General features: G+C 42.2%; 20 protein-coding genes. All 20 read right to left on the bottom strand.

The features are described 5' to 3' along the window. Positions 1–287: 287 nt before the first annotated feature. Entirely contained in the window at positions 288–887 is a 600-nt protein-coding gene (gene dpaB / locus J7I93_RS10490) for a dipicolinate synthase subunit B (RefSeq protein ID WP_214725812.1), read from the bottom strand. Beyond that, complete coding sequence (dpaA, locus tag J7I93_RS10485) at positions 884–1,786, bottom strand: dipicolinic acid synthetase subunit A (RefSeq protein WP_214725811.1); 903 nt, start codon at positions 1,784–1,786, stop codon at positions 884–886. The genes dpaB and dpaA overlap by 4 nt, the downstream gene beginning before the upstream one ends. Positions 1,787–2,423: 637 nt before the next feature. After that, positions 2,424–2,678: a YlmC/YmxH family sporulation protein gene (locus tag J7I93_RS10480; protein ID WP_214725810.1), complete on the bottom strand. Its 255-nt coding sequence runs from the start codon at positions 2,676–2,678 to the stop codon at positions 2,424–2,426. Positions 2,679–2,801: 123 nt separating this feature from the next. After that, the gene (locus J7I93_RS10475) at positions 2,802–4,037 is read right to left on the bottom strand and encodes a M16 family metallopeptidase (protein WP_214725809.1); all 1,236 of its coding nucleotides are present in this window, start codon (positions 4,035–4,037) and stop codon (positions 2,802–2,804) included. A gap of 41 nt (positions 4,038–4,078) precedes the next feature. Continuing rightward, entirely contained in the window at positions 4,079–5,095 is a 1,017-nt protein-coding gene (locus tag J7I93_RS10470) for a polysaccharide deacetylase family protein (RefSeq protein ID WP_214725808.1), read from the bottom strand. A 173-nt stretch (positions 5,096–5,268) separates the two neighbouring features. Then, entirely contained in the window at positions 5,269–7,389 is a 2,121-nt protein-coding gene (pnp, locus tag J7I93_RS10465) for a polyribonucleotide nucleotidyltransferase (RefSeq protein WP_214725807.1), read from the bottom strand. 506 nt (positions 7,390–7,895) lie between these two features. Continuing rightward, positions 7,896–8,165, bottom strand: coding sequence for a 30S ribosomal protein S15 (gene rpsO / locus J7I93_RS10460; RefSeq protein ID WP_009330698.1), 270 nt, complete (start codon positions 8,163–8,165; stop codon positions 7,896–7,898). A 122-nt stretch (positions 8,166–8,287) separates the two neighbouring features. After that, entirely contained in the window at positions 8,288–9,238 is a 951-nt protein-coding gene (gene ribF, locus J7I93_RS10455) for a bifunctional riboflavin kinase/FAD synthetase (protein WP_214725806.1), read from the bottom strand. 77 nt (positions 9,239–9,315) lie between these two features. Next, positions 9,316–10,233, bottom strand: coding sequence for a tRNA pseudouridine(55) synthase TruB (truB, locus tag J7I93_RS10450; RefSeq protein ID WP_214725805.1), 918 nt, complete (start codon positions 10,231–10,233; stop codon positions 9,316–9,318). A 56-nt stretch (positions 10,234–10,289) separates the two neighbouring features. After that, positions 10,290–10,670 carry a 30S ribosome-binding factor RbfA gene (gene rbfA, locus J7I93_RS10445; protein WP_110065649.1) on the bottom strand — a complete coding sequence of 127 codons (381 nt, stop codon included), beginning with the start codon at positions 10,668–10,670 and terminating at the stop codon, positions 10,290–10,292. A gap of 17 nt (positions 10,671–10,687) precedes the next feature. Further along, positions 10,688–10,969, bottom strand: a complete 282-nt coding sequence (locus J7I93_RS10440; protein WP_214725804.1) for a DUF503 domain-containing protein — start codon at positions 10,967–10,969, stop codon at positions 10,688–10,690. Continuing rightward, on the bottom strand, positions 10,969–13,185 hold the full coding sequence (gene infB, locus J7I93_RS10435) for a translation initiation factor IF-2 (RefSeq protein ID WP_214725803.1): 2,217 nt from the start codon (positions 13,183–13,185) through the stop codon (positions 10,969–10,971). The genes J7I93_RS10440 and infB overlap by 1 nt, the downstream gene beginning before the upstream one ends. 19 nt (positions 13,186–13,204) lie before the next feature. Further along, positions 13,205–13,507 (bottom strand): YlxQ family RNA-binding protein, encoded by a 303-nt coding sequence (locus J7I93_RS10430; protein WP_214725802.1) that lies wholly within the window; start codon positions 13,505–13,507, stop codon positions 13,205–13,207. After that, positions 13,504–13,788, bottom strand: coding sequence for an RNase P modulator RnpM (gene rnpM / locus J7I93_RS10425; protein WP_110065653.1), 285 nt, complete (start codon positions 13,786–13,788; stop codon positions 13,504–13,506). The genes J7I93_RS10430 and rnpM overlap by 4 nt, the downstream gene beginning before the upstream one ends. Before the next feature lie 18 nt (positions 13,789–13,806). Continuing rightward, a complete protein-coding gene (nusA, locus tag J7I93_RS10420; RefSeq protein WP_214725801.1) occupies positions 13,807–14,964 on the bottom strand; it encodes a transcription termination factor NusA in 1,158 nt (385 codons plus the stop codon). 195 nt (positions 14,965–15,159) lie between these two features. Further along, a complete protein-coding gene (gene rimP, locus J7I93_RS10415; RefSeq protein WP_214725800.1) occupies positions 15,160–15,627 on the bottom strand; it encodes a ribosome maturation factor RimP in 468 nt (155 codons plus the stop codon). Positions 15,628–15,864: 237 nt separating this feature from the next. After that, positions 15,865–20,175, bottom strand: a complete 4,311-nt coding sequence (locus tag J7I93_RS10410; RefSeq protein WP_214725799.1) for a PolC-type DNA polymerase III — start codon at positions 20,173–20,175, stop codon at positions 15,865–15,867. Positions 20,176–20,441: 266 nt separating this feature from the next. Beyond that, entirely contained in the window at positions 20,442–22,145 is a 1,704-nt protein-coding gene (locus J7I93_RS10405; protein WP_214725798.1) for a proline--tRNA ligase, read from the bottom strand. Between the two features lie 172 nt (positions 22,146–22,317). Next, positions 22,318–23,580, bottom strand: coding sequence for an RIP metalloprotease RseP (gene rseP, locus J7I93_RS10400; protein ID WP_214725797.1), 1,263 nt, complete (start codon positions 23,578–23,580; stop codon positions 22,318–22,320). Positions 23,581–23,702: 122 nt separating this feature from the next. Then, positions 23,703–24,845: a 1-deoxy-D-xylulose-5-phosphate reductoisomerase gene (locus J7I93_RS10395; protein WP_214725796.1), complete on the bottom strand. Its 1,143-nt coding sequence runs from the start codon at positions 24,843–24,845 to the stop codon at positions 23,703–23,705. Between the last annotated feature and the right edge of the window lie 146 nt (positions 24,846–24,991).

The following is a 24,991-nucleotide window of genomic DNA, read 5'->3' as shown; positions in this document are numbered from 1 at the left end:
CCCTTCCAGTACCAATATATTTTTCTAGCAAAATTAGTTTTTTAGTGAAAAAGCAATATGCCCAGAATTCAATAGAACGGCGGCCAAATTAAATTGGCAGCCGCCTTCCTGCCTTTAACGTTAGAATGGCAGGTATCCATTTATATTATAAGCATATTGGCCATATCCCCAAGGTGTTAATAAAGCATTTTTAAACATAGCTTGGAGGTTGGATTATCTTAATAACTTTTATTCTAACATATTCGTTCACTAAAGGACTAAATTTTTTTTGCTAGAAAAAATAGGGGCTATTGATCGTCTTTATACCTTTCCACTACGACAGGGTGCAGCTGCTTGCCCTCCATCGCATGCAGAATTGTGTCTGACAATGCAGTCATTCTTGCTACCATCGAATTTGGCTTTTTCACTGGGTCATCCTGTCCGTAAGGGATAAAATAGATATTTTTGGTTGCCATTAGTCTCATTAAGTTTACACCATTCAAACCAAGCGCATCATTTGTCGAGATTCCCAAAACGACCGGCTTTCCATTTCTAAGTGTGGCTTTTGCCGCCATTAATACCGGTGAATCGGTCATGGCATTTGCAAATTTGCTCATGGAGTTTCCAGTCAATGGCGCAATTACCATACAATCAAGCGGAATCTTGGGTCCAAGCGGCTCTGCTTTTACGATTGAATCGATCACCTTATTGCCTGTTAAATCTTCAATTCTTTGTACCCAGTCTTCTCCTTTGCCGAACCTTGTTTCCGTACTTTTAACAGTAAAGGTAACAACAGGAAGCACCTCTGCACCTGCGTTAACCAGCTTTTCTATTTCCGGAAACACAGCATCATACGTACAATGAGATCCCGTTAATCCAAATCCGATTCTTTTCCCTTTTAAACTCATATTGTATTCCCCTTTCTCTTTTGCAAATCTTCCCTAATCAATTGAGAAAGAACGTTCGCCAATATTTGCCCTGCCGTCTTTGGAGCGACAATTCCAGGTAATCCTGGGGCAAGCAGAGCTTTCACTCCGCGCTTTTCCGCATAGCGGAAATCAGTACCTCCAGGCTTTGAAGCAAGGTCAATAATGAGGGTATGTGCCGGCATTTTCGAAATAACAGAAGCTGTTACAACTAAATGAGGTGCTGTATTGATGCAAATATCTGTATCCTTTACCGCATCCTCGATATCTTTTAAGTGAAATGGAGTAAGTCCCATTTCTGTAATCCGGGCAATATGCTCACTCTTTCTTGCCCCGACTTTCACTTTTGCTCCCAAAGCATGGAATGTTCTGGCTACACTCATCCCTACTCTTCCAAGCCCGATAACCGCAATATTGGAACCATGGATGGTAAAATCCGTATGCTGGATAGCCATCATAATCGTTCCTTCAACAGTTGGAATGGAGTTGTATATTGCCACGTCATCTCTCTCGAATAATTGCACGAGGCGGCGGTCTGCCTGCTTTGTAATACCAGTTAAATAAGAATTTGTTATGCCTGAATAAACTGTACAATGCGTAGGGGTTTGCGTGAGAATTTCTTCCTCAAAAACCACCTTTTCATTAGAGAAAATCGTTTCAATCTGGCCCTCCAGACCCGTGCCAGGCACTGGCAAAATAATGGCGTCTATATTGGAAAAGTCCACTTCATCTATTTTTTCTTTTACCGCACCAGAAAACGCATGATCCAGCTGCTCGAAACCAATTAATGAGAGCTTAGCATCAAGCTCTGTTAGTTTCCGGATGATTTCTAGCTGCCTTGCATCACCGCCGATAACTGCAATTTGGGTTCCTGTCAGCATGCAACACTCACCTTCTTTTTTCTTTCTTTCTTGAAGAAAGCATATATTTTTGAAGCCATTTATTCGCCTGGCTTCGGGGAAAAATGTACTCGCACCGGCAACGCCACTGTACAATAGCTGTGGCACGAGACAGCAATTGCATAAGCAGGTTTACCTTTGAATAAAATGTGGCGCATTTCATGGCCGGCAATTTCATTTAAATACCATATAGGAATTGTTATATTGAACTACTTCAACATCTTATGTACGCTAGACGCAATAGGTGAGTTTTCCACCTAAAAGAAAATGGCTTTATAAATGAAAAGATGACAGGTAGTAAATGAAAAATAAAAGGAGAAAGGAAAACGAGGAATTGCATCATACATGCGTTTTAGCAGCATATCCGATTAAGCTAAACCGTATGTAAGCATAAATAAAAGCTGTTTTCACAAAGTTTGTTGCTTACAAACAAGTTTTAATTACTGAATTGATTGGAGTGGAAGTCACTTGATCCTCGAAAATGCATTCGCATTTTCTTACAACGAGGTGCTTATTCGAGGAAGCTTATTCAATGTCCTNNTTATAGTCCAAAAACAACAAACTATAGGAAAAGAGCCTAAATAAAAAAGGACCTTCCCGGCCCTTCTTCTGAAGTATTTTATTCAATTTTTTCTTCATGTTCCGGTATATCGATAATAATCATGTCATTGCCGATTTTTCTGATATGCTGCCAGGAAACCCTGATTTCATCTCCCTGCCGTTTGAATCCGAACCATTTCAGAGAGGGGATAAGCAAAGCCTGAATTTGTCCGTTTTTTTCATTTATCTCAAGATCTGTCTGCCCAAGGACTCCCAACCGTTCTGCCCTTTTTACATCAACGATTTCTTTTCCGCTTAACTCACTTAATCTCATGATCAGCCCTCCTTTTCTTCCTCTATATATCTTTATCGCATATTCCCCGTTTTTAGAAGTCTTGGACAAAAGAAAACAGCCTGGCAGTGGCACAGGCTGTTTTTAAGTATATTTATATCGATTTTAAAGGTTTTTAGGAAGCTCTCCATCCGGGCTGATTAAAGCCACAGAGTATTTATCCGTAAATATGGTATTCGCCATATTGTTCACACCCTGCATGGATACGGCATCAATTTCCTCAACAATTTCATCCATAGAGCGGTGGCGCCCAAGCAGAAGCTCATTTTTGCCGTTTCTGCTCATTCTGCTATTTGTGCTTTCAAGGCTCAGCATTAAGCTTCCTTTAAGCTGTTCTTTGCTGTTGTTCAGCTCCTTGTCAGTAATGCCTTCCTTTTTAAGCGTAGCCAGCGTTTCCTGAATGGTGTCAAACAGGACGTCCAGCTGCTTTGCGCCCGTTCCGCCATAAAGTGTCACAATACCGCTATCCTGGAATGCAGAATGATAGGAAAAGACTGAGTAAGCTAATCCTCGTTGCTCCCTGACATCCTGGAACAGACGGCTGCTCATGCTTCCGCCCAGAATATTATTTAAGACAATAAGGTTGTAAATATCCTTATGACCAACCTGTAATCCTTCAAATCCAAGGCAAAGATGTGCTTGCTCGGTATCCTTTTTGCGGGCAATATGGTTTGAATGGAAATCAGGTTTCTGTTCTGCTCTTTCCCTGCTGCCGCCTTCGTAGGAACCGAAATATTTTTCTACTTCCTTAATAAAGGATTCAGTAATATTTCCGGCAATGGAGATAACGACATTTTCAGGTGTGTATGTTTCATGCATGTATTGTTTCAATGTATCGCCGTTAAACGTTGCAAGTGTTCCTTCAGATCCAAGGATTGGATAACCAAGGGAATGATTTTCGTAGATCGCTTTGCTTAAAAGATCATGGACGATATCATCCGGTGTGTCCTCATACATTTTGATTTCTTCGTAGACGACATTTTTTTCTTTATTCAGTTCTTCATCAACAAAAGTGGAGTTAAAGAACATATCCGAGAGTACTTCAAGGGCAAAATCCGAATGTGTATCCAGAACCTTTGCATAATAGCAGGTATACTCTTTTGATGTAAAGGCGTTAACCTGGCCCCCAATGCTATCAAAACTCTCAGCAATTTCCCGGGCAGATCTTGTTTTCGTTCCCTTGAAGAACATATGCTCAAGGAAATGGGAAATACCGTTATTTTCATTATCTTCGTTTCGTGAGCCTGTTCCGATCCAAACTCCTATCGCCACGGAACGCACGGTTGGAATATTTTCTAGTACGACTCTTACTCCGTTTTGGCAAGTATATTTCTTTATCAAATAAATTCCTCCTGTTCTGAAACCCTAGACATACGCTTCCATTAGTTTATATCATTATTGTTATTTTTTCCAAAACCCTGATTATTATTTTCCCGATTTTGGATTCTATTTTCACTTAATAGTTCAGAAACCGTCCCAATTTGGAGATTCTTCTGCTTTAGACCCATGATTAATTGATCCAGCGATTTTTCAGTCGAATCAGTCGGATGCATTAAAATTAATGCGCCATTATGAACCTTGCTTAAAACCCGATTAATTAGCTGCTCTGGCGATGGCTTTTTCCAATCTACTGTATCAACTGTCCACATAACCGTCCCGAGGTTCTCTTGTGCCGCAATTTTGACAATTTCGTCTCTATAGCTCCCGCTTGGCGGGGCAAACCATGTAATCTGCTTACGCGTATTTTCAGCCATGGTCGCTTCAATCACATCGTTCGTCTTCTGGATTTCTTCCCTTGCTTTTGCAGAAGATATCACTTTCATATCTGGATGAGTATATGAGTGATTGCCAACTTCATGGCCGGCATCCATGATCAGTCTGGCAAGCTCCGGATTATTCTTTACCCATCTTCCTTCGAGAAAAAAACTCGCAGATACATTATGTCTTTTCAATGTGGCAAGCATTCCAGATAAGTATTCGTTTCCCCATGCAACATTAATAATAAAACTCACCATTGGTTTATCAGGATGGCCTTTATATACAGGTGCCGGGGGGAGATCGCTTAACTTTACTTTAGGTTCTACCTGTTTAAAAACAAGCTTTTCTTCGTTAAACTTTTTCCCTGCCTTCATCTTTTTATAGGATGCCTTAACATCTACCTCTATTCCGTTGTAGCCTGGTATGGCTTTCCAGACGGGATCTATTTTTGCATCCTGGGCAGGTATGCTGTATTCGGCTGCTTTAGCCTCTATATCATCATAAAGAGAGTCCTGAGGCTTTGACACCGTCACTGCCCCCGAATTCTCTTTCAATCCTGCAACGTATTGATCTGTAAGCGGGTTATTGACAAACACGAATGCGATAACAAACATAATACCAATATGGATAAACTTTCTCATTCTGCATGCCTCCTTCATTTCATATTATGATTTGAAGGGACAAGGTAGAACGAATGGGTTTCGCAAAGATATGTATTAGATCAATCCTAAAGAATTTAAATATGTAAAAAGCCAGGGTTTCCCCTGGCTTTATTGGAATTTCAGCTGGAAGCAGCTTCTTCCGCTTTTCTCTATTACTGCTGAGCTTTTTCCTTTTGCTCACGCTGTTCACGCAATACCGCTTTGCGGGAAAGGTTTACGCGGCCCTGCTTATCAATTTCAGTTACTTTTACAAGAAGTTCGTCACCAATGGATAACACGTCTTCCACTTTTCCAACGCGCTCTTCAGCTAGTTCGGAAATGTGGACTAATCCGTCTTTTCCAGCGAAGATTTCAACAAATGCACCAAATTTTTCTATTCGTTTTACCTTGCCAAGGTACATTTGTCCAACTTCAACTTCACGTACGAGATCTTCGATGATTTTTTTCGCTTTTTGGTTCATCGCTTCGTCTACTGAAGAAATGAACACAGTTCCATCCTGCTCGATATCGATTTTAACGCCTGTTTCTTCGATGATCTTATTGATTTGCTTGCCGCTTGGTCCAATAACATCACGGATCTTATCAGGATTAATTGACATCATTAAGATCTTAGGAGCATATTCGGAAAGCTCTTTTCTCGGCTGTTCAATCGTGCTCAGCATGGAGTCAAGAATCTGCATTCGGCCTTTTTTCGCCTGTTGCAGTGCTTCCTCAAGGATTTCACGGGACAGGCCTTCAATTTTAATATCCATTTGAAGGGCAGTTACACCCTTGGAAGTACCTGCAACTTTGAAGTCCATGTCGCCAAGGTGGTCTTCCATACCCTGGATATCAGTTAAAATGGAGTAATGCTCTCCTGATTTAATAAGTCCCATTGCAATACCCGCTACTGGGGCTTTAATTGGAACACCTGCATCCATCATCGCCAAAGTACTTGCACAAATACTTGCCTGGGATGTTGAACCGTTTGATTCCAATACTTCCGAAACAAGTCGGATCGTATATGGGAAGTCTTTCTCAGATGGAATAATCGGTTCTAATGCACGCTCACCCAGAGCGCCATGTCCAATTTCACGGCGGCCCGGTCCTCTAATTGGACCTGTCTCACCCACACTGAAGTTAGGGAAATTATAGTGGTGCATAAATCTCTTTTCTTCTTCAATTCCCAAACCATCCAGAATCTGAACGTCTCCAAGTGCACCCAATGTACAAATGCTCAGGGCCTGTGTTTGTCCGCGCGTGAATAATCCCGAGCCATGAGTACGAGGAAGCAAGTCAACTTCAGAAGATAGCGGGCGGATTACATCCAGGCCTCGGCCATCAGGGCGTACTTTATCTTCAGTAATTAAACGGCGCACTTCTGCTTTTACAATTTTATCAAGAATTTGCTTGATTTGCTTAAGCTTGTCGTCATCCGCTTCTTCAGCTTCATATTTAGCTGTAATTTCTTCTTTTACAGCTTTTATGGCTGCTTCACGCGCATGTTTTTCCTGCACTTGGATGGCAGCAATCATATCCTTTTCACAGATGCCGCGCACTTCAGCCTCAAGGTCCTGATCAACCTGATATAAAACTACTTCCATTTTCTCTTTGCCAATCTCAGCTGCAATCTCTTCCTGGAATGCGATCAGACGTTTAATTTCTTCATGGCCAAACATGATGGCTTCAAGCATAATTTCTTCCGGCACTTCTTCCGCACCAGCTTCAACCATGTTGATCGCATCCTTTGTTCCGGCAACAACAAGACTGATGTCGCTCTTTTCTGCCTGGTCCACAGATGGATTGATGATGAATTCGCCATCAATACGGCCGACACTTACTCCGGCAATCGGTCCTCCGAAGGGTATATCAGAAACGCAAAGCGCCAATGACGACCCAAACATTGCAGCCATTTCGGATGAACAGTTTTGGTCTACACTCATGACCATGCTGACTACTTGTACGTCATTTCTGAATCCGTCAGCAAATAATGGTCTGATCGGCCTGTCAATTAAGCGGCTAGCCAAAATCGCTTTCTCGCTTGGACGGCCCTCTCTCTTAATAAAACCGCCTGGGATTTTACCTACCGCATATAAACGTTCCTCATAATTCACTGTCAGTGGAAAGAAATCCAGGTTTTTCGGTTCTTTTGATGCTGTAGCCGTACTAAGAACTACAGTATCTCCATAGCGCACTAAAGCAGCACCGTTAGCCTGCTTAGCCAGCTGGCCAATTTCAACGGTCAATTTGCGCCCAGCCCAGTCCAGGCTGTAGACATGTTTATCTTGTCCCATATTTTTACCCCTCTCTGCAATTCACTTGAAGACCGGCGTCTCATCTGCCTGGCCTATTCAATCATTATTTATCCTGCATTGGCTTCCGGTAATCCTGCAAAAGCACTTGAAGTCCTTCTGCTAATGTTACCCGCCTATGCTAAATAGCCAACTATAATCTGAACTGTACCTGCAGCAGATTTAGTTTTTTATATAGAAAAGCATTAGATGCTCTTAAATCATAAATAAAATATGCATATTATAGTATGCACAGTTTTCCCGTCCGCTAAAATAAGAATAGATTATGTATGTACAAAAAGAAAAGCGTATGACCCCCGCCTATCGGCGGTATGTCCCTTGAGCCGATGGCGCCTACTCCTAAAAGCAAACGCTATTAGCCTTGTGAAGAAAATATGTCAAAGCCTTGCTTGTGAAGCTGGGTAGTACTAGTAAAAAGCACATGATTTGGAACAAAATTCAACTTTTTAAGCTAATAAAAAAGCGGGAAAAAATCCCGCTTCTGTTGATTATCGACGTAAGCCAAGCTTATTGATTAACTCACGGTAACGCGCAACATCTTTGTTACGAAGGTAAGTCAATAGGTTACGACGCTTACCAACCATTTTCAAAAGACCGCGACGTGAATGGTGGTCTTTCTTATGAGTACGTAAATGGTCGTTCAAATTGTTGATTTCTTCAGTAAGGACAGCGATTTGAACTTCTGGAGATCCAGTGTCGCTTTCATGAGTTTTGAACTCATTGATTAGCTCATTTTTACGTTCTTTAGTGATTGCCATCCGGTTCACCTCCTAATTTTTCAATCCCCTGTTACTGAGCAAGCGTCGGTGACTCGACTTGCCAAGCAAAGGTTCATTTGGTACGTTACTAAGAATACAACTTTTTGTGACAAAAAGCAAGGCTAAACCCTGTTTTTCTCAAAATATTGCATTGCCTGCTGTTTATCTTTTCCGATTTGGCCGATCAATTCCTGAACACCCGAAAATTTTTGCTCGCTTCTCAGATGCTTATGCCATTCAACTGTAACTTTTCGGCCATAAATATCTTCCGAGAAATCAAATATATGGACTTCAACAGATGGCTTGTCCTCTTTTTCTTTATTGAAGGTGGGTTTATAGCCAACATTGCATACACCTTCATGCCATTTGCCGTCCGTTAATAGCCTTACGGAGTATACACCGACCGGCGGTAGGATATATTCATCTAAAAGGTCGATATTCGCGGTTGGAAAACCGATTGTCCGCCCTCTTTTATCGCCATGGACGACCACTCCGGAAGTCGCATAATGCCTCCCTAAAAGCTCCGGAAGTTCATCTGTTTTCCCTTCCCGGATGTATTTTCGTATAAGAGTGGAGCTTATTTTTTCATCTCCATTGGAAAGCTTTTCTATAACAGAATATTCGAATTGGCCTCTTGAATGAAACAAAAGTGTTTCCATTGTACCGCGGCCCATGCGGCCATATGAATAATCAAAGCCTGCAACCACATGTTTTGCATTAAGGGCGATCAAATAGTGATCCACGAATTCCTGCGGCAAAAGATTGGCAAATTCTCTTGTAAAACGGACGACAAATAAATAGTCGATGCCCAAATTTGCCATTATGCTGATTTTATCCTGGAGAGGCGTAATATATTCTACATGCTGAACACTTTTTCCCAATACCACTGAAGGATGGGGATCAAATGTCATAGCCGCACTTTTTAAACCTTTTTGTCCAGCAATTGCTTTAGCTTGGAGAATGACTTTTTGGTGACCGCGGTGCACTCCATCAAAATATCCAAGTGCTATTGCCATCTCAGGCATGTTATTCTTTTCTATATTATGGGGATGCTGAATATGAATTACTTCCATGCTTTAATTTCACCTTTTCTCTACAGAGCCTAGACCTTTAAGAACGCCCAAAAAGACCCTCTTTTTACACAAGGACTTTAAATATCATTTCTTAACACTTTTACAGGCTTCATCAAACCCGGTTTCCTAGGGTGATGTTCATATATAGCTAATACAAAGCCGTCAAGCGTTTCAATGGCTATTGGGCCTTTGGTGTCAAGCAAATGATCCGGGATAGTTAATACTGCCCCATTTTTCACTTTCTCTGCTACTTTACCACTTATTTGAAATTTCGGCAAATGAGAAAGCGCGGCTTCCATAGGCCGGAGAACCTCGGTAAAATTTCCTTTTTCCACCCGATCTTCAATCTCTTCAAAAGTTAGGCAATCTTCCAGTGTAAGAGCTGCAGACTTTATTCTCACAAGCTCTGACATATGTGCCGGGTAACCAAGTTCCCTTCCGATCATGACAGCGAGTGTCCGGATATATGTCCCTTTGCTGCAGGCCACACGGAACCGGAAGGTGATGTTCTTACCTGTAAAATTAGCTCTGTCATCCAAAAGCTCAATCGAATAAATATGGACTTGCCTTGAGGGCCTTTCTACTTCAATTCCCTGTCTTGCATATTCATATAGCCTTTTGCCATTTATTTTAACAGCTGAAAACATTGGCGGCGTCTGTGTAATTTCCCCAGTTAGGTTTCTCAATACAGCCAGTATTTGTTCTCGGGTAATTGGTGCATTTACATCTTTCTGCTCCACCACTTCACCTGATGCATCTTCCGTTGTAGTGGAAAAGCCAATCGTTACTTCACCTTCATAAGACTTCCCTGCATCTGTTATGTACTCTGCCACCTTCGTTGCCCTGCCAAGACAAATGGGAAGAACGCCAGTTACATCCGGATCGAGTGTTCCGGTATGACCGATTTTTTTCATCCTTAAAATCTTGCGCAGCCTGAAGACACAATCATGGGATGTCATTCCTTTTGGTTTATACAGCGGTAAAATCCCTTCCATTATGTATCACCTCATTTTAGAAAAAAATGGATAGACTAATGTCTATCCATTAAAGATTATTCTTCGTCTTTGGCGGAATCTTCGTCTTTGGAACGGCCTTCATCCTGTATCTGATGAAGCAATGACTCAATACGGTTACCGTAGTCAATGGATTCATCAAATTCAAATAGGATTTCCGGTGTTTTTCGAAGCCGAATTCTCTGGCCGATTTCTGATCGGATAAAGCCTTTTGCTTTAGCCAGTCCGCGAAGTGTATTTTCTCTCTGCTCCTCATCACCCAAAACAGAGATAAATACTGTTGCCTGCTGGAGGTCACCGGTAACTTGAACATCAGTTACCGTTACAAATCCAACCCGCGGATCCTTTATTTTCCGGCCGATAATTTCGCCCAGTTCTTTCTTCATTTGTTCTCCAACTCGATTTGCTCTAAGGCTCATTTCTATTTCACCTCTTCTTAAAGCCACTCTAAATCAGTAATGGTCCGTTCAATTTCAGGGAACGAATCAATCATTTTCAGCGCATTTTGCAGCTCATGTTCCGTAGAAACCTGGTTGGACGAAACAGCCACAATGGCAATTTTCGTTCTTTGCCATAGATCCTGGTAATCCACCTCGGATACAGAGACATTGTATCTTTGTTTTAAGCGGGTAAGTATCCGCTGCAAAACAGCTCGTTTTTCTTTTAATGAATGTGTGTCATAAATCATACATTCACAGGCTGCAAGGCCAATTACCATTAACGTTCCACTTCCTGCATAATATATGCTTCGATAACGTCGCCTTCTTTTAAGTCATTGTAGTTTTTAATGGTAATACCGCACTCATATCCCTGTGCAACTTCTTTAGCGTCATCTTTGAATCGCTTAAGTGCATCTACTTCCCCTTCGAAAATAACTACACCATCGCGAATTAGACGGACACCGCTGTCACGCGTAATCTTTCCATCTGTGACATACGAACCGGCAATTGTACCGATTTTGGAAACTTTGAAAGTCTGGCGGACTTCAGCTTGCCCAATGATTTTCTCTTCGAACTCAGGGTCAAGCATACCCTGCATCGCCAGTTCAATCTCCTCAATAACTTTGTAAATAATGCGGTGCAAGCGGATATCGACGTCTTCTGCTTCTGCTGCACGTTTCGCATTATTGTCAGGACGGACGTTAAATCCAATTACAATGGCATTGAAGGCTGCAGCCAATGTGATATCGGACTCATTAATGGCACCCACACCAGTGTGAAGGATACGTACATTTACACCTTCAACATCGATTTTATTTAGGGCAGCTGTTAAAGCTTCAGCAGAACCTTGAACATCGGCTTTTACGACGATGTTTAAGTCTTTCATTTCCCCTTGTTTCATGTGTTCAAACAAGTTATCAAGACTTACGCGGGTTTTTTCGTTGCGCTGTGCCTGTAATGCTTGTGACGCACGAGCTTCACCAACCTGGCGGGCTGTCTTTTCATCATCAAGGACAACAAATCGGTCACCTGCCTGCGGTACATCATTTAGCCCTGTGATTTCTACAGGTGTAGAAGGTCCGGCAGTTTTAACCCGGCGGCCAAGATCATTCACCATTGCACGAACACGGCCAAATGTGTTTCCGACAACAATCGGGTCCCCAACCTTCAATGTACCGTTCTGTACAAGGAGTGTAGCTACTGAACCGCGGCCTTTGTCAAGCTGTGCTTCGATAACAGTTCCAACTGCATTGCGGTCTGGGTTAGCTTTGTACTCCTCTACTTCACCTACAAGCAAGATCATTTCAAGAAGCTCATCAATTCCCTCGCCCTTAATAGCTGAAATCGGAACAAAGATAGTGTCTCCGCCCCATGCTTCAGGTACAAGTCCGTGCTCAGTCAATTCCTGCATAACGCGGTCTGGATTTGCTCCTTCTTTATCCATTTTGTTTACTGCGACGATAATTGGCACTTCAGCTGCTTTGGCATGGTTGATCGCTTCAACTGTCTGAGGCATTACACCGTCATCCGCAGCAACAACAAGAATCGTAATATCAGTGATTTTTGCACCGCGGGCACGCATTGTTGTAAATGCAGCATGTCCTGGTGTATCTAGGAATGTAATCTTTTTGCCATTTTCTTCAACCTGGTAAGCACCAATATGCTGGGTGATACCTCCGGCTTCACCCGCAGTTACCTTTGTATTGCGAATGGAGTCAAGCAAAGTTGTTTTACCATGGTCAACGTGGCCCATAATTGTAACAACAGATGGACGTTCAATTAACTCCGCATCCTCATCTTCTGTGAAGTATACTTCAAGATCAGTTGTATCAACTAATACTTCTTCTTCTACTTCAACCCCATATTCACCAGCAATCAATTCGATAGCATCTTTGTCAAGTTCCTGGTTAATGGTTGCCATAACGCCAAGCATGAATAGCTTTTTAATAATTTCCGAAGGTTCGCGGTGCAGCTTCTTTGCCAGTTCCGCTACAGTCAGTGATTCGCTGAAAGTAATTTTTGAAGGAAGCTCCTTCACTTTCTTAGGAGCAGGGGCTGCCTGAGTCTGCTGTTGTTTGCCTTTGTTATTTTTGTTCTTATTGTTGTTTCTGTTATTATTTCTGTTGTTATTATTGTTTCTATTATTGTTGTTATTGCCTCGGTTGTTGCCGGAGAAGTTTTTATTGGACTGGCTGCCCTGTCCCTGGCTTTTTCCTTCACCTGATTTAGTTTGAGGCTTTCCTTTTTGGCCCGATGTATTTTTATCATCAGTCTTATTTGAAGCCGGTTTTGGACTCCCTTGCTGTTTTTGCTGGTTTTGAGGCTGCTGGCCATCTTTTTTGCTGAAGATGCCGTCAAGCTTTTGTACAGCAGCCGGCTCAATTGTTGTCATATGGTTTGAAACCTCAATATTCATGTCTTTTAATTTAGTAATAACATCCTTGCTTGAAATGTTATGTTTTTTTGCATATTCATAAACGCGCATTTTACTCATACTTACACCCCCGCTAGTATTAATCGAGCAACGTTAACAGCTTTTTTGCAAATCCGGCATCTAATACTGCCACAACAACGCGGGCTTCTTTCCCTATAGCTTGGCCGAGCATATCCCGGTTTTCAATCAGCTTATATGGAACCCCGTATGATTTACATTTATCTGTAACCTTTTTTGCCGTATTTGCGGATGCATCTGCAGACAGCAAAACAAGCTTTGCTTTGCCGTTTTTGATATCTTTAACAGCAAGCTCTTCTCCCGAAGAAATTTTCCGTGCCCGATTGGCTAAGCCAAGCAATGACATCCATTTAGTTGAGTTCATTTGGATTGCCGTTTCTCCTTCTCTATTAACTCCAAGAGTTCTTCATAAATAGATTCATCTATGGAAACTTCTAATTGATTGGCTAAGATATTCTTCTTTTTGGCTAGTAACACTGCTTCCTTTTCTTTTGAAAGATAAGCGCCGCGCCCTGATTTTTTCCCGGTAGGGTCTACAGAAACTTCTCCTTCTTTGGAGCGAACGATGCGAACGAGTTCTTTTTTCGGTCTCATTTCACCGGTAGCGACACATTTTCGCAAAGGAACTTTTTTACGGCTGTTCACGATCATTCACCTCTTTCCCTATTCTTTATCCTCTAAAAGGTCTTCCTGAAAAGCGAAGTCTGCATTACGATCATACTCTTCGTTTTCATAGTCATCATTGTCAAAATTCAACAATGTTTCTTCACGCGGATAAATCCCCGATTCGCGAGCCTCTGTTTCTGATTTGATGTCAATCTTCCAGCCTGTAAGTTTAGCTGCCAGCCTTGCATTTTGGCCCCGCTTGCCGATCGCCAATGAAAGCTGGTAATCAGGTACGACAACAGTTGTCGCTTTGTCATCTTCATTCACAATAACATCAAGCACTTTTGAAGGGCTTAACGCATTGGCAACAAATACGACAGGATCTGAGGACCATTTAACAATATCAATTTTTTCGCCCTTTAGCTCGTTTACTACCGCCTGGACACGCGTTCCTTTAGGCCCTACACAAGAACCTACCGGATCCACTTCTTCATTGTCAGAATGAACAGAGATCTTGGAACGGTCACCAGCTTCACGGGCAACAGACTTGATTTCTACCGTTCCATCATAGATTTCAGGAACTTCAATTTCAAATAATCTTTTTAGCAATCCAGGATGTGTTCTGCTTACAAAGATTTGCGGTCCCTTTGTTGTTTTTTCTACTTTTGTGATAAAGACTTTAATGCGGTCATGGGGCTTGTAGTGCTCATTTGGCATTTGTTCATTAGCAGGAAGGATCGCTTCAATCTTGCCAAGACTCACATAGATGAACTTAGGATCTGTACGCTGGACAATTCCCGTCATGATATCTTCTTCACGGTCAATAAATTCAGAATAAATGATGCCTCTTTCCGCTTCACGGACACGCTGTGTAACGACCTGCTTGGCAGTCTGGGCAGCAATGCGCCCAAAATCCTTAGGTGTTACCTCCATTTCTACAACATCTTCCACCTGGTAGTTAGGATTGATTTTTTGAGCGTCTTCCACAGAGATTTCAAGACGTGGATCAAACACTTCGTCTACTACTTCTTTGCGGGCAAATACTCTCATTGTTCCATTTCCAAGGTTTAAATCGATACGCACATTTTGCGCCTGGTTAAAGTTTCTGCGGTAGGCTGACACCAATGCCGCTTCAATTGCTTCGATAATCACATCGCGAGAAATGCCTTTTTCTTTCTCAAGCAATGTCAGAGCATCCAAAAGTTCACTGCTCATGAGATTTATATCCCCCTTTATTTCTCTTTTAAAAATGGTCGGAAAAAGCGAAGTCCCAAGGTGCCGTATAGCTAATCAGCTTAATTAACGGCTCTGTTAAGCTTGGCTGTGATTTCCGCTCCAATCAACCTGGTGCCAAAATCATCAAAGCTCTTTAACACCGCTTATTAATAAGCAAGCCCGCAATAGGCCGTCTTAAAAGACAACGGCTAAACGGGCATTGGCTACCTTCTCATAAGGAATTTCCACACTTTTCTTTCGGGTTTTAATTTTAACTTCAACGGTTACGGTCTCACCGTCAAATTGTGTTAAAACACCTTCGAACGTCTTTTCTCCATCAATCGGTTCGTATGTTTTAATGAAAACATTTTTGCCGATTGCTTTCACAAAATCCTGTTCTTTCTTTAGAGGGCGTTCAGCTCCCGGCGATGAAACTTCCAAGAAATAGTTGTAAGGAATCGGATCTGCAGCATCCAGCTTTTCACTTAGCCTTTCGCTTACTACTCCACATTCCTCAATATCAACACCAGTTTCTTTATCAATAAATACGCGAAGGAACCAGTCTTTCCCTTCTTTTACATATTCAATGTCGACTAATTCTAAATGAAGCTCATCCACTATAGGGGTGACTAATTCTTCTACCGTTTCAGTCACTTTGCTCATTCATTTCCCTCCTTTAACTTGGATTCTTAGCTCTTGTTTTTTCAAAATTTTAATTAGATATTCAGGAAAAAACCGTACACAACACGAAAGAGTGGGTTGCCCCACTCTTCCTTTTGCGAGAGTTATTCTTAGTATTTCCAATAAAACTATACCATAACCAAATTTTTTATGCAAATGGAATAGCTGTCAGCACAAGGGTTTAGACCATGCCAATCCCATTTTCTGCTGTTCTTTAAACTAGAAAAGAGACAGCTGGTTTTGATCAGGAAGTGATTCCAGGCAACCGTGATTATCTAAATACTCAATAATGGTCTTAGATACTTTACCGCGCTGCTGCAAATCTTCTTTGGAAAGGAACTCTCCTTCCTCTCTTGCTTTAACAATATTGAAGGCCGCATTCGTTCCCAGGCCTGGAATTGAGTTAAAAGGCGGGATTAAGGAGTTTCCATCGATAATAAACTCATTGGCGCTTGACCTGTATAAGTCTACCTTCTGGAAGTTAAATCCTCTTTCATTCATTTCCAGGGCCAGTTCCATTACTGTTAAAAGGTTCTTTTCTTTTGTTGAGGCATCAAGCCCCTTTGCATTGATTTCATCAATGAGAGCCCGGATTGCCTGTGAACCCTTAACCATGGCATCTACATCAAAATCTTCTGCGCGGACAGTGAAGTATGCAGCGTAGTACATAAGGGGATGGTGGACCTTAAAATATGCGATCCTTACCGCCATCAATACATAGGCTGCGGCATGGGCTTTAGGGAACATGTATTTTATCTTTTTACAGGAATCAATATACCATTCCGGCACTTCATTCTTTCTCATTTCTGCTTCCATTTCATCGCTCAGGCCTTTACCCTTACGAACTGATTCCATTATTTTAAAAGCAAATGCAGGCTCGAGTCCCTGATAGATTAAATAAACCATTATATCATCACGACAGCCGATAACTTCACTCAGATTACAGATGTTGTTATGAATCAATTCCTGGGCATTGCCAAGCCATACATCAGTACCATGAGACAGGCCAGAAATCTGAACAAGTTCTGAGAAAGTGTTCGGTTTTGTATCTTCAAGCATTTGGCGGACAAACCGTGTACCAAACTCTGGTATTCCTAAGGTTCCCGTTTTGCACATAATTTGCTCTTCCGTAACCCCGAGGGATTCTGGCCCGCTAAAAATCTTCATCACTTCAGGATCGTCAGTAGGAATTGTTTTTGGATCAATGCCGCTAAGATCCTGCAGCATCCTGATGACCGTCGGATCATCGTGTCCAAGTATATCCAGTTTCAGAAGATTATCGTGAATGGAGTGGAAGTCAAAGTGAGTTGTTTTCCATTCGGATGTCCGATCATCTGCAGGGAACTGGATTGGCGAGAAATCGTAGATATCCATGTAATCTGGAACAACGATAATACCGCCTGGATGCTGTCCCGTAGTCCGTTTTACTCCGGTACAGCCTGAAGCCAGCCTATCAATTTCCGCTCCCCTTATTTGCAGGTTGTTATCCTGCTGATAAGCTTTTACATATCCGTAAGCTGTCTTATCTGCAACAGTTCCTATTGTTCCTGCACGATAGACATAATCTTCCCCGAACAGCACTTTTGTATAGTTATGGGCTCTCGGCTGATACTCGCCCGAGAAGTTCAAGTCAATATCAGGAACTTTGTCCCCTTTAAACCCAAGGAAGGTTTCAAATGGGATATCATGTCCATCTTTTTTATATGTTGCACCGCAATTCGGACAATCCTTATCAGGCAAGTCAAAGCCTGATCCTACTGAACCGTCGTTGAAAAACTCGGATGTTTTGCATTCCGGGCAGACGTAATGCGGAGGCAGGGGGTTCACTTCAGTAATTTCCGTCATGGTTGCGACAAACGATGATCCGACAGATCCACGAGAACCAACGAGATATCCATCATCCAGTGATTTTTTTACAAGCTTGTGTGAAATCAGATAAATAACGGCAAAGCCATGGCCGATAATACTCTTCAGCTCTTTTTCCAGGCGGGCTTCCACAATTTCCGGAAGCTGATCTCCATAAATTTTTCTGGCCATTCCATAACTCATGCTGCGCATTTCTTCATCTGCGCCTTCGATTTTAGGTGTATACAGATCATCCTTGATCGGTTTTATCTCATCAATCATATCGGCAATTTTATTGGTATTTTCTACTACTATTTCCTTCGCTTTTTCTTTTCCGAGGAAAGAGAAGGCGTCGAGCATTTCATTTGTTGACCTGAAGTGAACATCAGGCAACTTATGGCGGTTCAGCGGATTAGCTCCTCCCTGGGAATTAACGAGAATCTTTCGGTAGATTTTATCATTAGGGTTAAGATAATGTACATTTCCTGTAGCCACTACCGGAAGTCCCAGCTTGTCCCCAAGCTTCACAATATTGCCGATGATCTCCTCCAGCGCTTTTTCATCTCTTACCAGTTCAAGCTCCAGAAGATGGGCATATACTTCTTTCGGATGGACTTCAAGATAATCATAGAATTGTGCCGTATCTTCCACTTCATCTGGCGATTTCTGCATCATGCCTTCAAAAACTTCACCTTTGTCACAGGCGGATCCAACCAGAATTCCTTCACGATGCTTTTGCAGTACAGATCTTGGTATACGGGGAACTCTGTAAAAGTACTCCATATGAGCAATCGATACAAGCTTGAAAAGATTTTTCAGGCCTGTTTCTGTTTGAGCAAGCAAAGTGCAATGGTATGGTCTTGCCCGCTGATAAGCATTTCCCTGGCCCATATTATCATTAAATTGATCATGGAATTTGATCCCTTTTTCATCTGCATGCTTCAGCATTTTTAGAAGCAGATAACCTGTAGCTTCGGCATCGTAGATAGCGCGGTGGTGCTGGGTAAGTTCAACGTCAAACTTTTTCGCCAGTGTATTCAGACGATGATTTTTCATGTCCGGATATAAAAAACGGGCAAGCTCCAGCGTATCAATAACAGGATTAGGCGCCTTCCCTATGCCAATCTTTTTATAGCCGACATTCAGGAATCCCATATCGAATGAGGCGTTATGGGCTACCAAAACTGCATCCCCTGCCCACTCATGGAATTTTTGCAGAACCTCTTCAACTTCCGGTGCATTTTCAACCAGATCATCTGTTATTCCTGTCAAATTAATGGTTGTGGCGGACAGCGGATGATGAGGATTTGCAAAAGACTCAAACCGGTCAATGATTTCACCATCATGTATCTTTACAGCCGCAAGCTCGATAATGGTATCGTAAACGGCTGATAAACCTGTTGTTTCAACGTCAAAAACCACATAGGTATCTTCAGTTAGTTTGCGATGTGCGTCATTATAAGCAATCGGCACACCATCATCAACAAGGTTCGCTTCGATTCCATATAGAATTTTGATGTCATTCTTTTTCCCTGCACCGTATGCTTCAGGGAATGATTGGGCTACTGCGTGGTCTGTAATGGCTACTGCTTTATGCCCCCATTTTTTTGCTTGAGAAACCAATGCGCTCACGGATGACACGGCATCCATCTGGCTCATTGGGGTATGAAGGTGCAGTTCCACCCTTTTTTCATCTGCAGGAGCAGTATCCTGCCTTTGAATTGGCTTAATTTCATTGATATCATTGCCAATCATGACCAGGTCACGGACAAAGGTATCATTCTGTATGCTGCCGCGCACCTTAACCCACATGCCTTTTTGAACATGCTGGAAAAGGGCTGCATCCTCTTTGTCACGTGAGAACATCTTTACGAGAATAGAACTGGTGTAGTCAGTAACTTTAAAAGTTAATAGTGTTCTGCCGCTCCGGAGCTCTCTTGTTTCGGCGGCAAAAATGTATCCTTCAATCGCTACGCGCCGCTCTTCGTCTACTATATCGATCAATTTGCGGTAATCCGCATCATCTTTAATCGTAAGACCGATCGTTAGAGGGCCCTTAGGAGCTGAATGATCAGCTGATTCTGCTTCAGCTTCTTTCTTTTGCATTTCAATTGCTGCCTGTAGTCCCCGCTCCTGGTCCTCTTTCCGTTTTGCCTCCATGAACTTTTCATATTCTTCATTAGAGCCATCTGCTGAAACCTCTGTATCAATAACCAATGCCGGAAACCCAAATAGCTGAAGTACATCTGAAATAGTGCCAGCATATTTCTTTTTAATTGAAAGTCCTTCCAACTCATTTCGCACCTTGATGATAATCTTATTGCCCTGTACAGAAGGAACTTGTTCATTCAAGAGCTTGATTAGCGGTGGTGCCATGCCATCCATCTCCTGAATGCAGCTGTGCCAGTATTCAAGGACAAGCTTTTCAGTAAAATCCTGATTTTTCACAGAAATGCTATAAGAGATTTCTGCAATATGGGAAAATGACTTTTCCAGCTGATCTGTAAAACGGCTATAGACACTGCAAGGCAAAATGCAAGGAAAGACAAAATAAAAATGCCATTTCCGCGACTGCCTTTCCACTACGACCCTTTCAATCTGGGCATCATGAAAGTGTTGGACAAAGGCATCTTCGGTAAGCTGCATCTGCTGGAGCAAGAGCTGGAATCTAGACGGTTCGCTCATCTTTCTCTCTCCCATCCATTTAATAATCTAGTTCTCTATTTTTAATTGTTATATCAGTTAAGTTTTAATGTCACATACGCTATTACCATAGCAAAAATGACAGACGAACATAATTATAACATATAGACTCTGCTAAAAAACTTCATTTATTTTCTAGTGATTGAAAAAACGGATTCCGTTTTGGAACCCGTTTATCAGGATTAGCAATTGAATGCTATTGTATAAAGGGCAGCTGGCTTAAGCCCTGATTACATAAGCAGTCCAGTTTATAATGCTGACATTATTTCAGCAATTTTTTCTGCAAGCTGATCTTTATGGATTTCCTGCATGTCGCCTGTTTTCCTCACCTTTACTTCAACAATGCCTTCTGAAGCCTTTTTGCCAACAGTAATACGGATTGGCAAACCGATAAGATCAGAATCTGCAAATTTGACCCCTGGACGTTCCTGGCGATCATCCATCAAAACCTCATAGCGATTTTGCTTTAGCGTAGAATATAATTCCCCTGCTAGGGCAGCCTGAGCTTCATCCTTCATATTAATAGGAATCAGGTGAAGATCATATGGTGCAAGCGCATTCGGCCAAACGAATCCATTTTCATCATTGAATTGTTCAGCAACCGCAGCCATTGTCCGCGATACGCCTATACCATAGCATCCCATAATCATCGGCTGGCTTCTGCCGTTTTCATCTAAGTAAGCCGCTTCCATCGCTTCACTGTATCGTGTACCCAGCTTAAAAATATGGCCAACTTCAATACCCTTGGCAAATTGGATTGTTCCTTGTCCATCTGGAGAAGGATCCCCCTCTTGTATGAACCGAAGGTCTGCATACTGGCTGACTTTGAAGTCACGTTCTGGATTAACATTTATGTTATGGGCACCCTCTTCATTGGCGCCGCAAACTCCATTGACAATTGCTTCTACTGCTTGATCGGCAACGACATCAATATCTTTTACACCGATTGGCCCTAATGACCCTACCGCACATCCTAGCACTTGCTTTGTTTCTTCAGCACCTGCAAGATCTACCGCGGAAGCATCAAGCAGATTTTTAAGCTTGATGTCATTTACTTCATGGTCTCCGCGCACAAGAACAAGAACATATTTTTCATCCACTTTAAAAAGAAGTGACTTAATGCATTGCTCTTTTGAAACGTTTAAAAAAGACGATACCTCGTCAATCGTTTTCTGGTTTTCTGTTGCGACCTTCTCAAGTTCTTTAGCTCTCTCATCACTCTTCTTATATTCAGCAATGACTGGTGCCATTTCAATATTGGCAGCATAATCCGATGTATCAGAATACGCAATCGTGTCTTCCCCTACATCTGATAGGACCATAAATTCATGTGTGTCTTTACCGCCCATTGCACCTGAGTCGGCAATAACCGCTCTGAAATTCAATCCGCAGCGTCTAAATACATTGGAGTAAGCTGTAAATAGCTTGTCATACATTTCATCAAGGCTTTCCGCTGAAGAATGGAAGGAGTATGCATCCTTCATGATAAATTCACGGCCGCGAAGAAGTCCGAATCGAGGGCGTTTTTCATCACGGAATTTGGTCTGAATCTGGTAAAGCGCCAATGGCAATTTCTTATATGACTTTACCGCATCACGAACAAGGCTAGTTATCACTTCTTCGTGAGTAGCACCCAGTGCGAATTCACGCTCATGGCGGTCCCTCATCCTCATAAGTTCAGGTCCGTATGTGTACCAGCGCCCCGATTCCTGCCATAATTCAGCCTGCTGAAGAGCTGGCATTAGAAGCTCAGAAGCTCCCGCATTATCCATTTCTTCCCTGATAATCGCTTCAACCTTTTGCAGGACTTTCTTAGCCAATGGCATATAGCTGTATATTCCGCTTGCATTTTGGCGGATAAAGCCCGCTCTAAGCAATAATTGATGGCTGCGTATTTCTGCATCTGCTGGTACTTCTTTAAGAGTAGGAATAAGCGTCATGCTCTGTTTCATTTAATAGCACCTCTATTTTTATTATCAAATATGTAAACCAGCTCAGCTGGCATCAAACGTAATCTATTTTGAATAAAAGAAGGGCAATCCCTGCCCAACCGTAAAACGGCATTGGATGCTTCCCGGTTGGCCGAAGACTTTACCCTTCTTTTTCATGCAACTTTAGTGAAATTTACAGGAAAAATCTTTGGATATCATTCCAAGTGACCACAAGCATTAACAGCATCAAAAGGGCAAAGCCAATAAAGTGAACCATTCCCTCTTTATGACGGTCAATCGGTTTACCTCTTACAGCTTCAACAGCAAAGAACATCAATCTTCCGCCGTCAAGCGCAGGGATTGGAAGCAAGTTCATAATCCCAAGGTTGATGCTCAGAATACCCGCCCATTTCATCAGGTAATAGATACCTGATTTAGCTACTGTATCTGTAGAAACATAGATGCCTACAGGACCTGATAAAGCATCAATTGAGAACTGTCCTGTTACCAGTTTTCCAAGCATGATAAAGATTTCTTTTGTCCAGAAATACGTTTCTTTTGCTCCGTAGGTAATGGCCTTTAACGGGGATTTTTCCATAGGGCTGTAAACACCGATAATCCCAATTTTTTCTCCTTCAACATCCTGAACCTTTGGTGTAACCGGAATGGTTAGCTCTTCGCCATTTCTGCCGACCGAGAATTCAAGCTCTTCATTCGGATTTTGACGGATAATTTCAACAACATCAGACCAGCTTGAAATTTCAGCTCCATCAACGCTGTGGACAATATCCCCTTCCTTCAGGCCAGCCTCATAGGCTGCCCCATCAGGAGTCAGTTTGCCAAGTGCAGGCTCATTTGTTGGTATTCCTTGCAATAATGCAATTAACACAAATACGAAAAATGCAAGCACAAAGTTCATCATAGGGCCGGCGAATATCGCCATCGTTCTTTGCCCCAATGTCTTTGAAGCAAATTGGCGGTCATATGGAGCAATCAGTGTCTCTGCCCCATCTTCAATTAAGACGGCGGAAGGTTTGATCTTAAACACTTTGAGTATTTCTTCCTCTTCGCCCTCCATATACCCTTTAATCACAAGGTCATGCTCAATATCAGCTTGTTCAACCTCAATGATTCTTGCTTCTGGATACTTATCTTTATTATTCAAGATAATCTTACTTACTTCTTCGTTAACATCCAGGATTAAACCTATGCGGTATCCGGGCTTGATTTCTACCATTTCGGGGTCTTCTCCGGCCATGCGAACAAATCCTCCGATTGGAAGAAGGCGTATGGTATATACTGTTTCATCTTTCTTAAACGAAAACACTTTCGGTCCAAAGCCTATAGCAAATTCCCGGCAAAGGATTCCTGCTCTTTTAGCAAAAATTAAATGTCCTAGTTCATGGAAAAAGACCAACGCCCCAAATATAACGATAAAGGCTATTACTGTACTCAAGTTTTAACCACCTTTGTTTAGAGGTTGTTCAAATCTCGCTGAAAACGATCCATGGCAGCCATTTCAGCCGCTCATTCCGCTTCAAAATTTACCTGAAGCAGCTTCAGCGTTTGAACTCAAGCTTATAGAAGCGAGTTTACATATTTTCTCGTTTCCAAATCTGTCTCCTGAATCTGGGCAAGACTTGGATTGGAGATATTCTCATGGTTGCTCAATGCTCTTTCGATGAAGTCTTCTATTTGCAAGAATGTTATCTTTCCATCTAAGAAGGCAGCAACAGCAGCTTCATTTGCTGCATTAAGTACGGATGGCATGGTACCGCCGGCTTTGCCAGCTTCATAAGCAAACTGCAGACAGCGGAAACGCCCGAAATCCATTTCTGCAAAATGGAGTTTTCCAATTTCAGCAAGGTTCAGCCTATTAGCTGAAGGAAGAGGCAGCCTATCAGGATAGGTTAGTGCATATTGTATGGGGACTCTCATATCCGGGGTACCCAGCTGTGCAATAACGCTGCTGTCATGGAACTCTACCATAGAATGAATAATGCTTTCCTTGTGGAGCAAAACATCTATTTTGCTGTAATCCATGGAAAAGAGCCAATGGGCCTCAATTACTTCAAGCCCTTTATTCATCATTGTGGCAGAATCAATGGTAATTTTCGCTCCCATTGACCAATTTGGATGATTAAGCGCTTCTTCAACCGTAACATTTTCTAGTTCCTTGCGGGTACGGTCTCTGAAACTTCCGCCAGAAGCTGTCAAAATGAGCCTTTCAATATTCTTCTCCTTCTCTCCCTGCAAGGATTGGAATATAGCAGAGTGTTCGCTGTCTACTGGAAGAAGCTGAACACCATTCCGTTTTGCTGCTTCCATGACAAGGTGACCGGCTGTTACAAGTGTTTCTTTGTTTGCAATCGCAATTGTTTTCTTTTCCTCAATTGCCTGCAAAGTCGGATCAAGTCCCACACTTCCCAATACTGCATTAACCAGAATATCTGATTTCGGGTAAACTGCCACCTCTATCAAACCATTATGTCCATATGTAAATGTTATGCCAGGGAACTCAGCTTTAAGAGTATCTGCGAATTTTTTTTCTGAAACTGAAACAAGCTCCGGCTTAAAAGCCTGGATAATCTTCCTGGCCAAATCTATATTTCTGCCGGCAGACATCGCCGCAAGCTTAAAATCTTCAGGGTGCTCCCTTATTATATCAAGGGTTTGTATTCCAATTGAACCTGTTGCACCCATTAAACTAATATATTTCATAGTCTCCTCCTGTGAAAACAAGCAAATCTTATCTCCATCTTTCAATTGCTGAAAGATGCTTTCATTTTAATTTAGCTGTTTTCGCAAACTTTGTTGCTTTTTAAACAAGTAGTGAGGCTAGGTTGATTTCCGCTCCAGGATGCTCA

Source organism: Bacillus sp. ISL-47, assembly GCF_018613175.1.
Classification (GTDB): domain Bacteria; phylum Bacillota; class Bacilli; order Bacillales; family Cytobacillaceae; genus Cytobacillus.
Note: the sequence above shows the minus strand (reverse complement) of the source record. Positions and strands in the feature narration are given on the sequence as shown.

Coding starts and splice junctions, on each gene's coding strand:
- J7I93_RS10395 (WP_214725796.1), bottom strand. CDS start 24,845: ATGAAATATATTAGTTTAATGGGTGCAACAGGTTCAATTGGAATACAA.
- J7I93_RS10410 (WP_214725799.1), bottom strand. CDS start 20,175: ATGAGCGAACCGTCTAGATTCCAGCTCTTGCTCCAGCAGATGCAGCTT.
- ribF (WP_214725806.1), bottom strand. CDS start 9,238: ATGGAAGTAATTCATATTCAGCATCCCCATAATATAGAAAAGAATAAC.
- dpaA (WP_214725811.1), bottom strand. CDS start 1,786: ATGCTGACAGGAACCCAAATTGCAGTTATCGGCGGTGATGCAAGGCAG.
- nusA (WP_214725801.1), bottom strand. CDS start 14,964: ATGAGCAGTGAACTTTTGGATGCTCTGACATTGCTTGAGAAAGAAAAA.
- J7I93_RS10405 (WP_214725798.1), bottom strand. CDS start 22,145: ATGAAACAGAGCATGACGCTTATTCCTACTCTTAAAGAAGTACCAGCA.
- J7I93_RS10430 (WP_214725802.1), bottom strand. CDS start 13,507: ATGAACTCAACTAAATGGATGTCATTGCTTGGCTTAGCCAATCGGGCA.
- J7I93_RS10480 (WP_214725810.1), bottom strand. CDS start 2,678: ATGAGATTAAGTGAGTTAAGCGGAAAAGAAATCGTTGATGTAAAAAGG.
- infB (WP_214725803.1), bottom strand. CDS start 13,185: ATGAGTAAAATGCGCGTTTATGAATATGCAAAAAAACATAACATTTCA.
- rpsO (WP_009330698.1), bottom strand. CDS start 8,165: ATGGCAATCACTAAAGAACGTAAAAATGAGCTAATCAATGAGTTCAAA.
- J7I93_RS10470 (WP_214725808.1), bottom strand. CDS start 5,095: ATGAGAAAGTTTATCCATATTGGTATTATGTTTGTTATCGCATTCGTG.
- truB (WP_214725805.1), bottom strand. CDS start 10,233: ATGGAAGGGATTTTACCGCTGTATAAACCAAAAGGAATGACATCCCAT.
- rbfA (WP_110065649.1), bottom strand. CDS start 10,670: ATGAGCCTTAGAGCAAATCGAGTTGGAGAACAAATGAAGAAAGAACTG.
- J7I93_RS10440 (WP_214725804.1), bottom strand. CDS start 10,969: ATGGTAATTGGCCTTGCAGCCTGTGAATGTATGATTTATGACACACAT.
- rimP (WP_214725800.1), bottom strand. CDS start 15,627: ATGAGCAAAGTGACTGAAACGGTAGAAGAATTAGTCACCCCTATAGTG.
- pnp (WP_214725807.1), bottom strand. CDS start 7,389: ATGGGACAAGATAAACATGTCTACAGCCTGGACTGGGCTGGGCGCAAA.
- dpaB (WP_214725812.1), bottom strand. CDS start 887: ATGAGTTTAAAAGGGAAAAGAATCGGATTTGGATTAACGGGATCTCAT.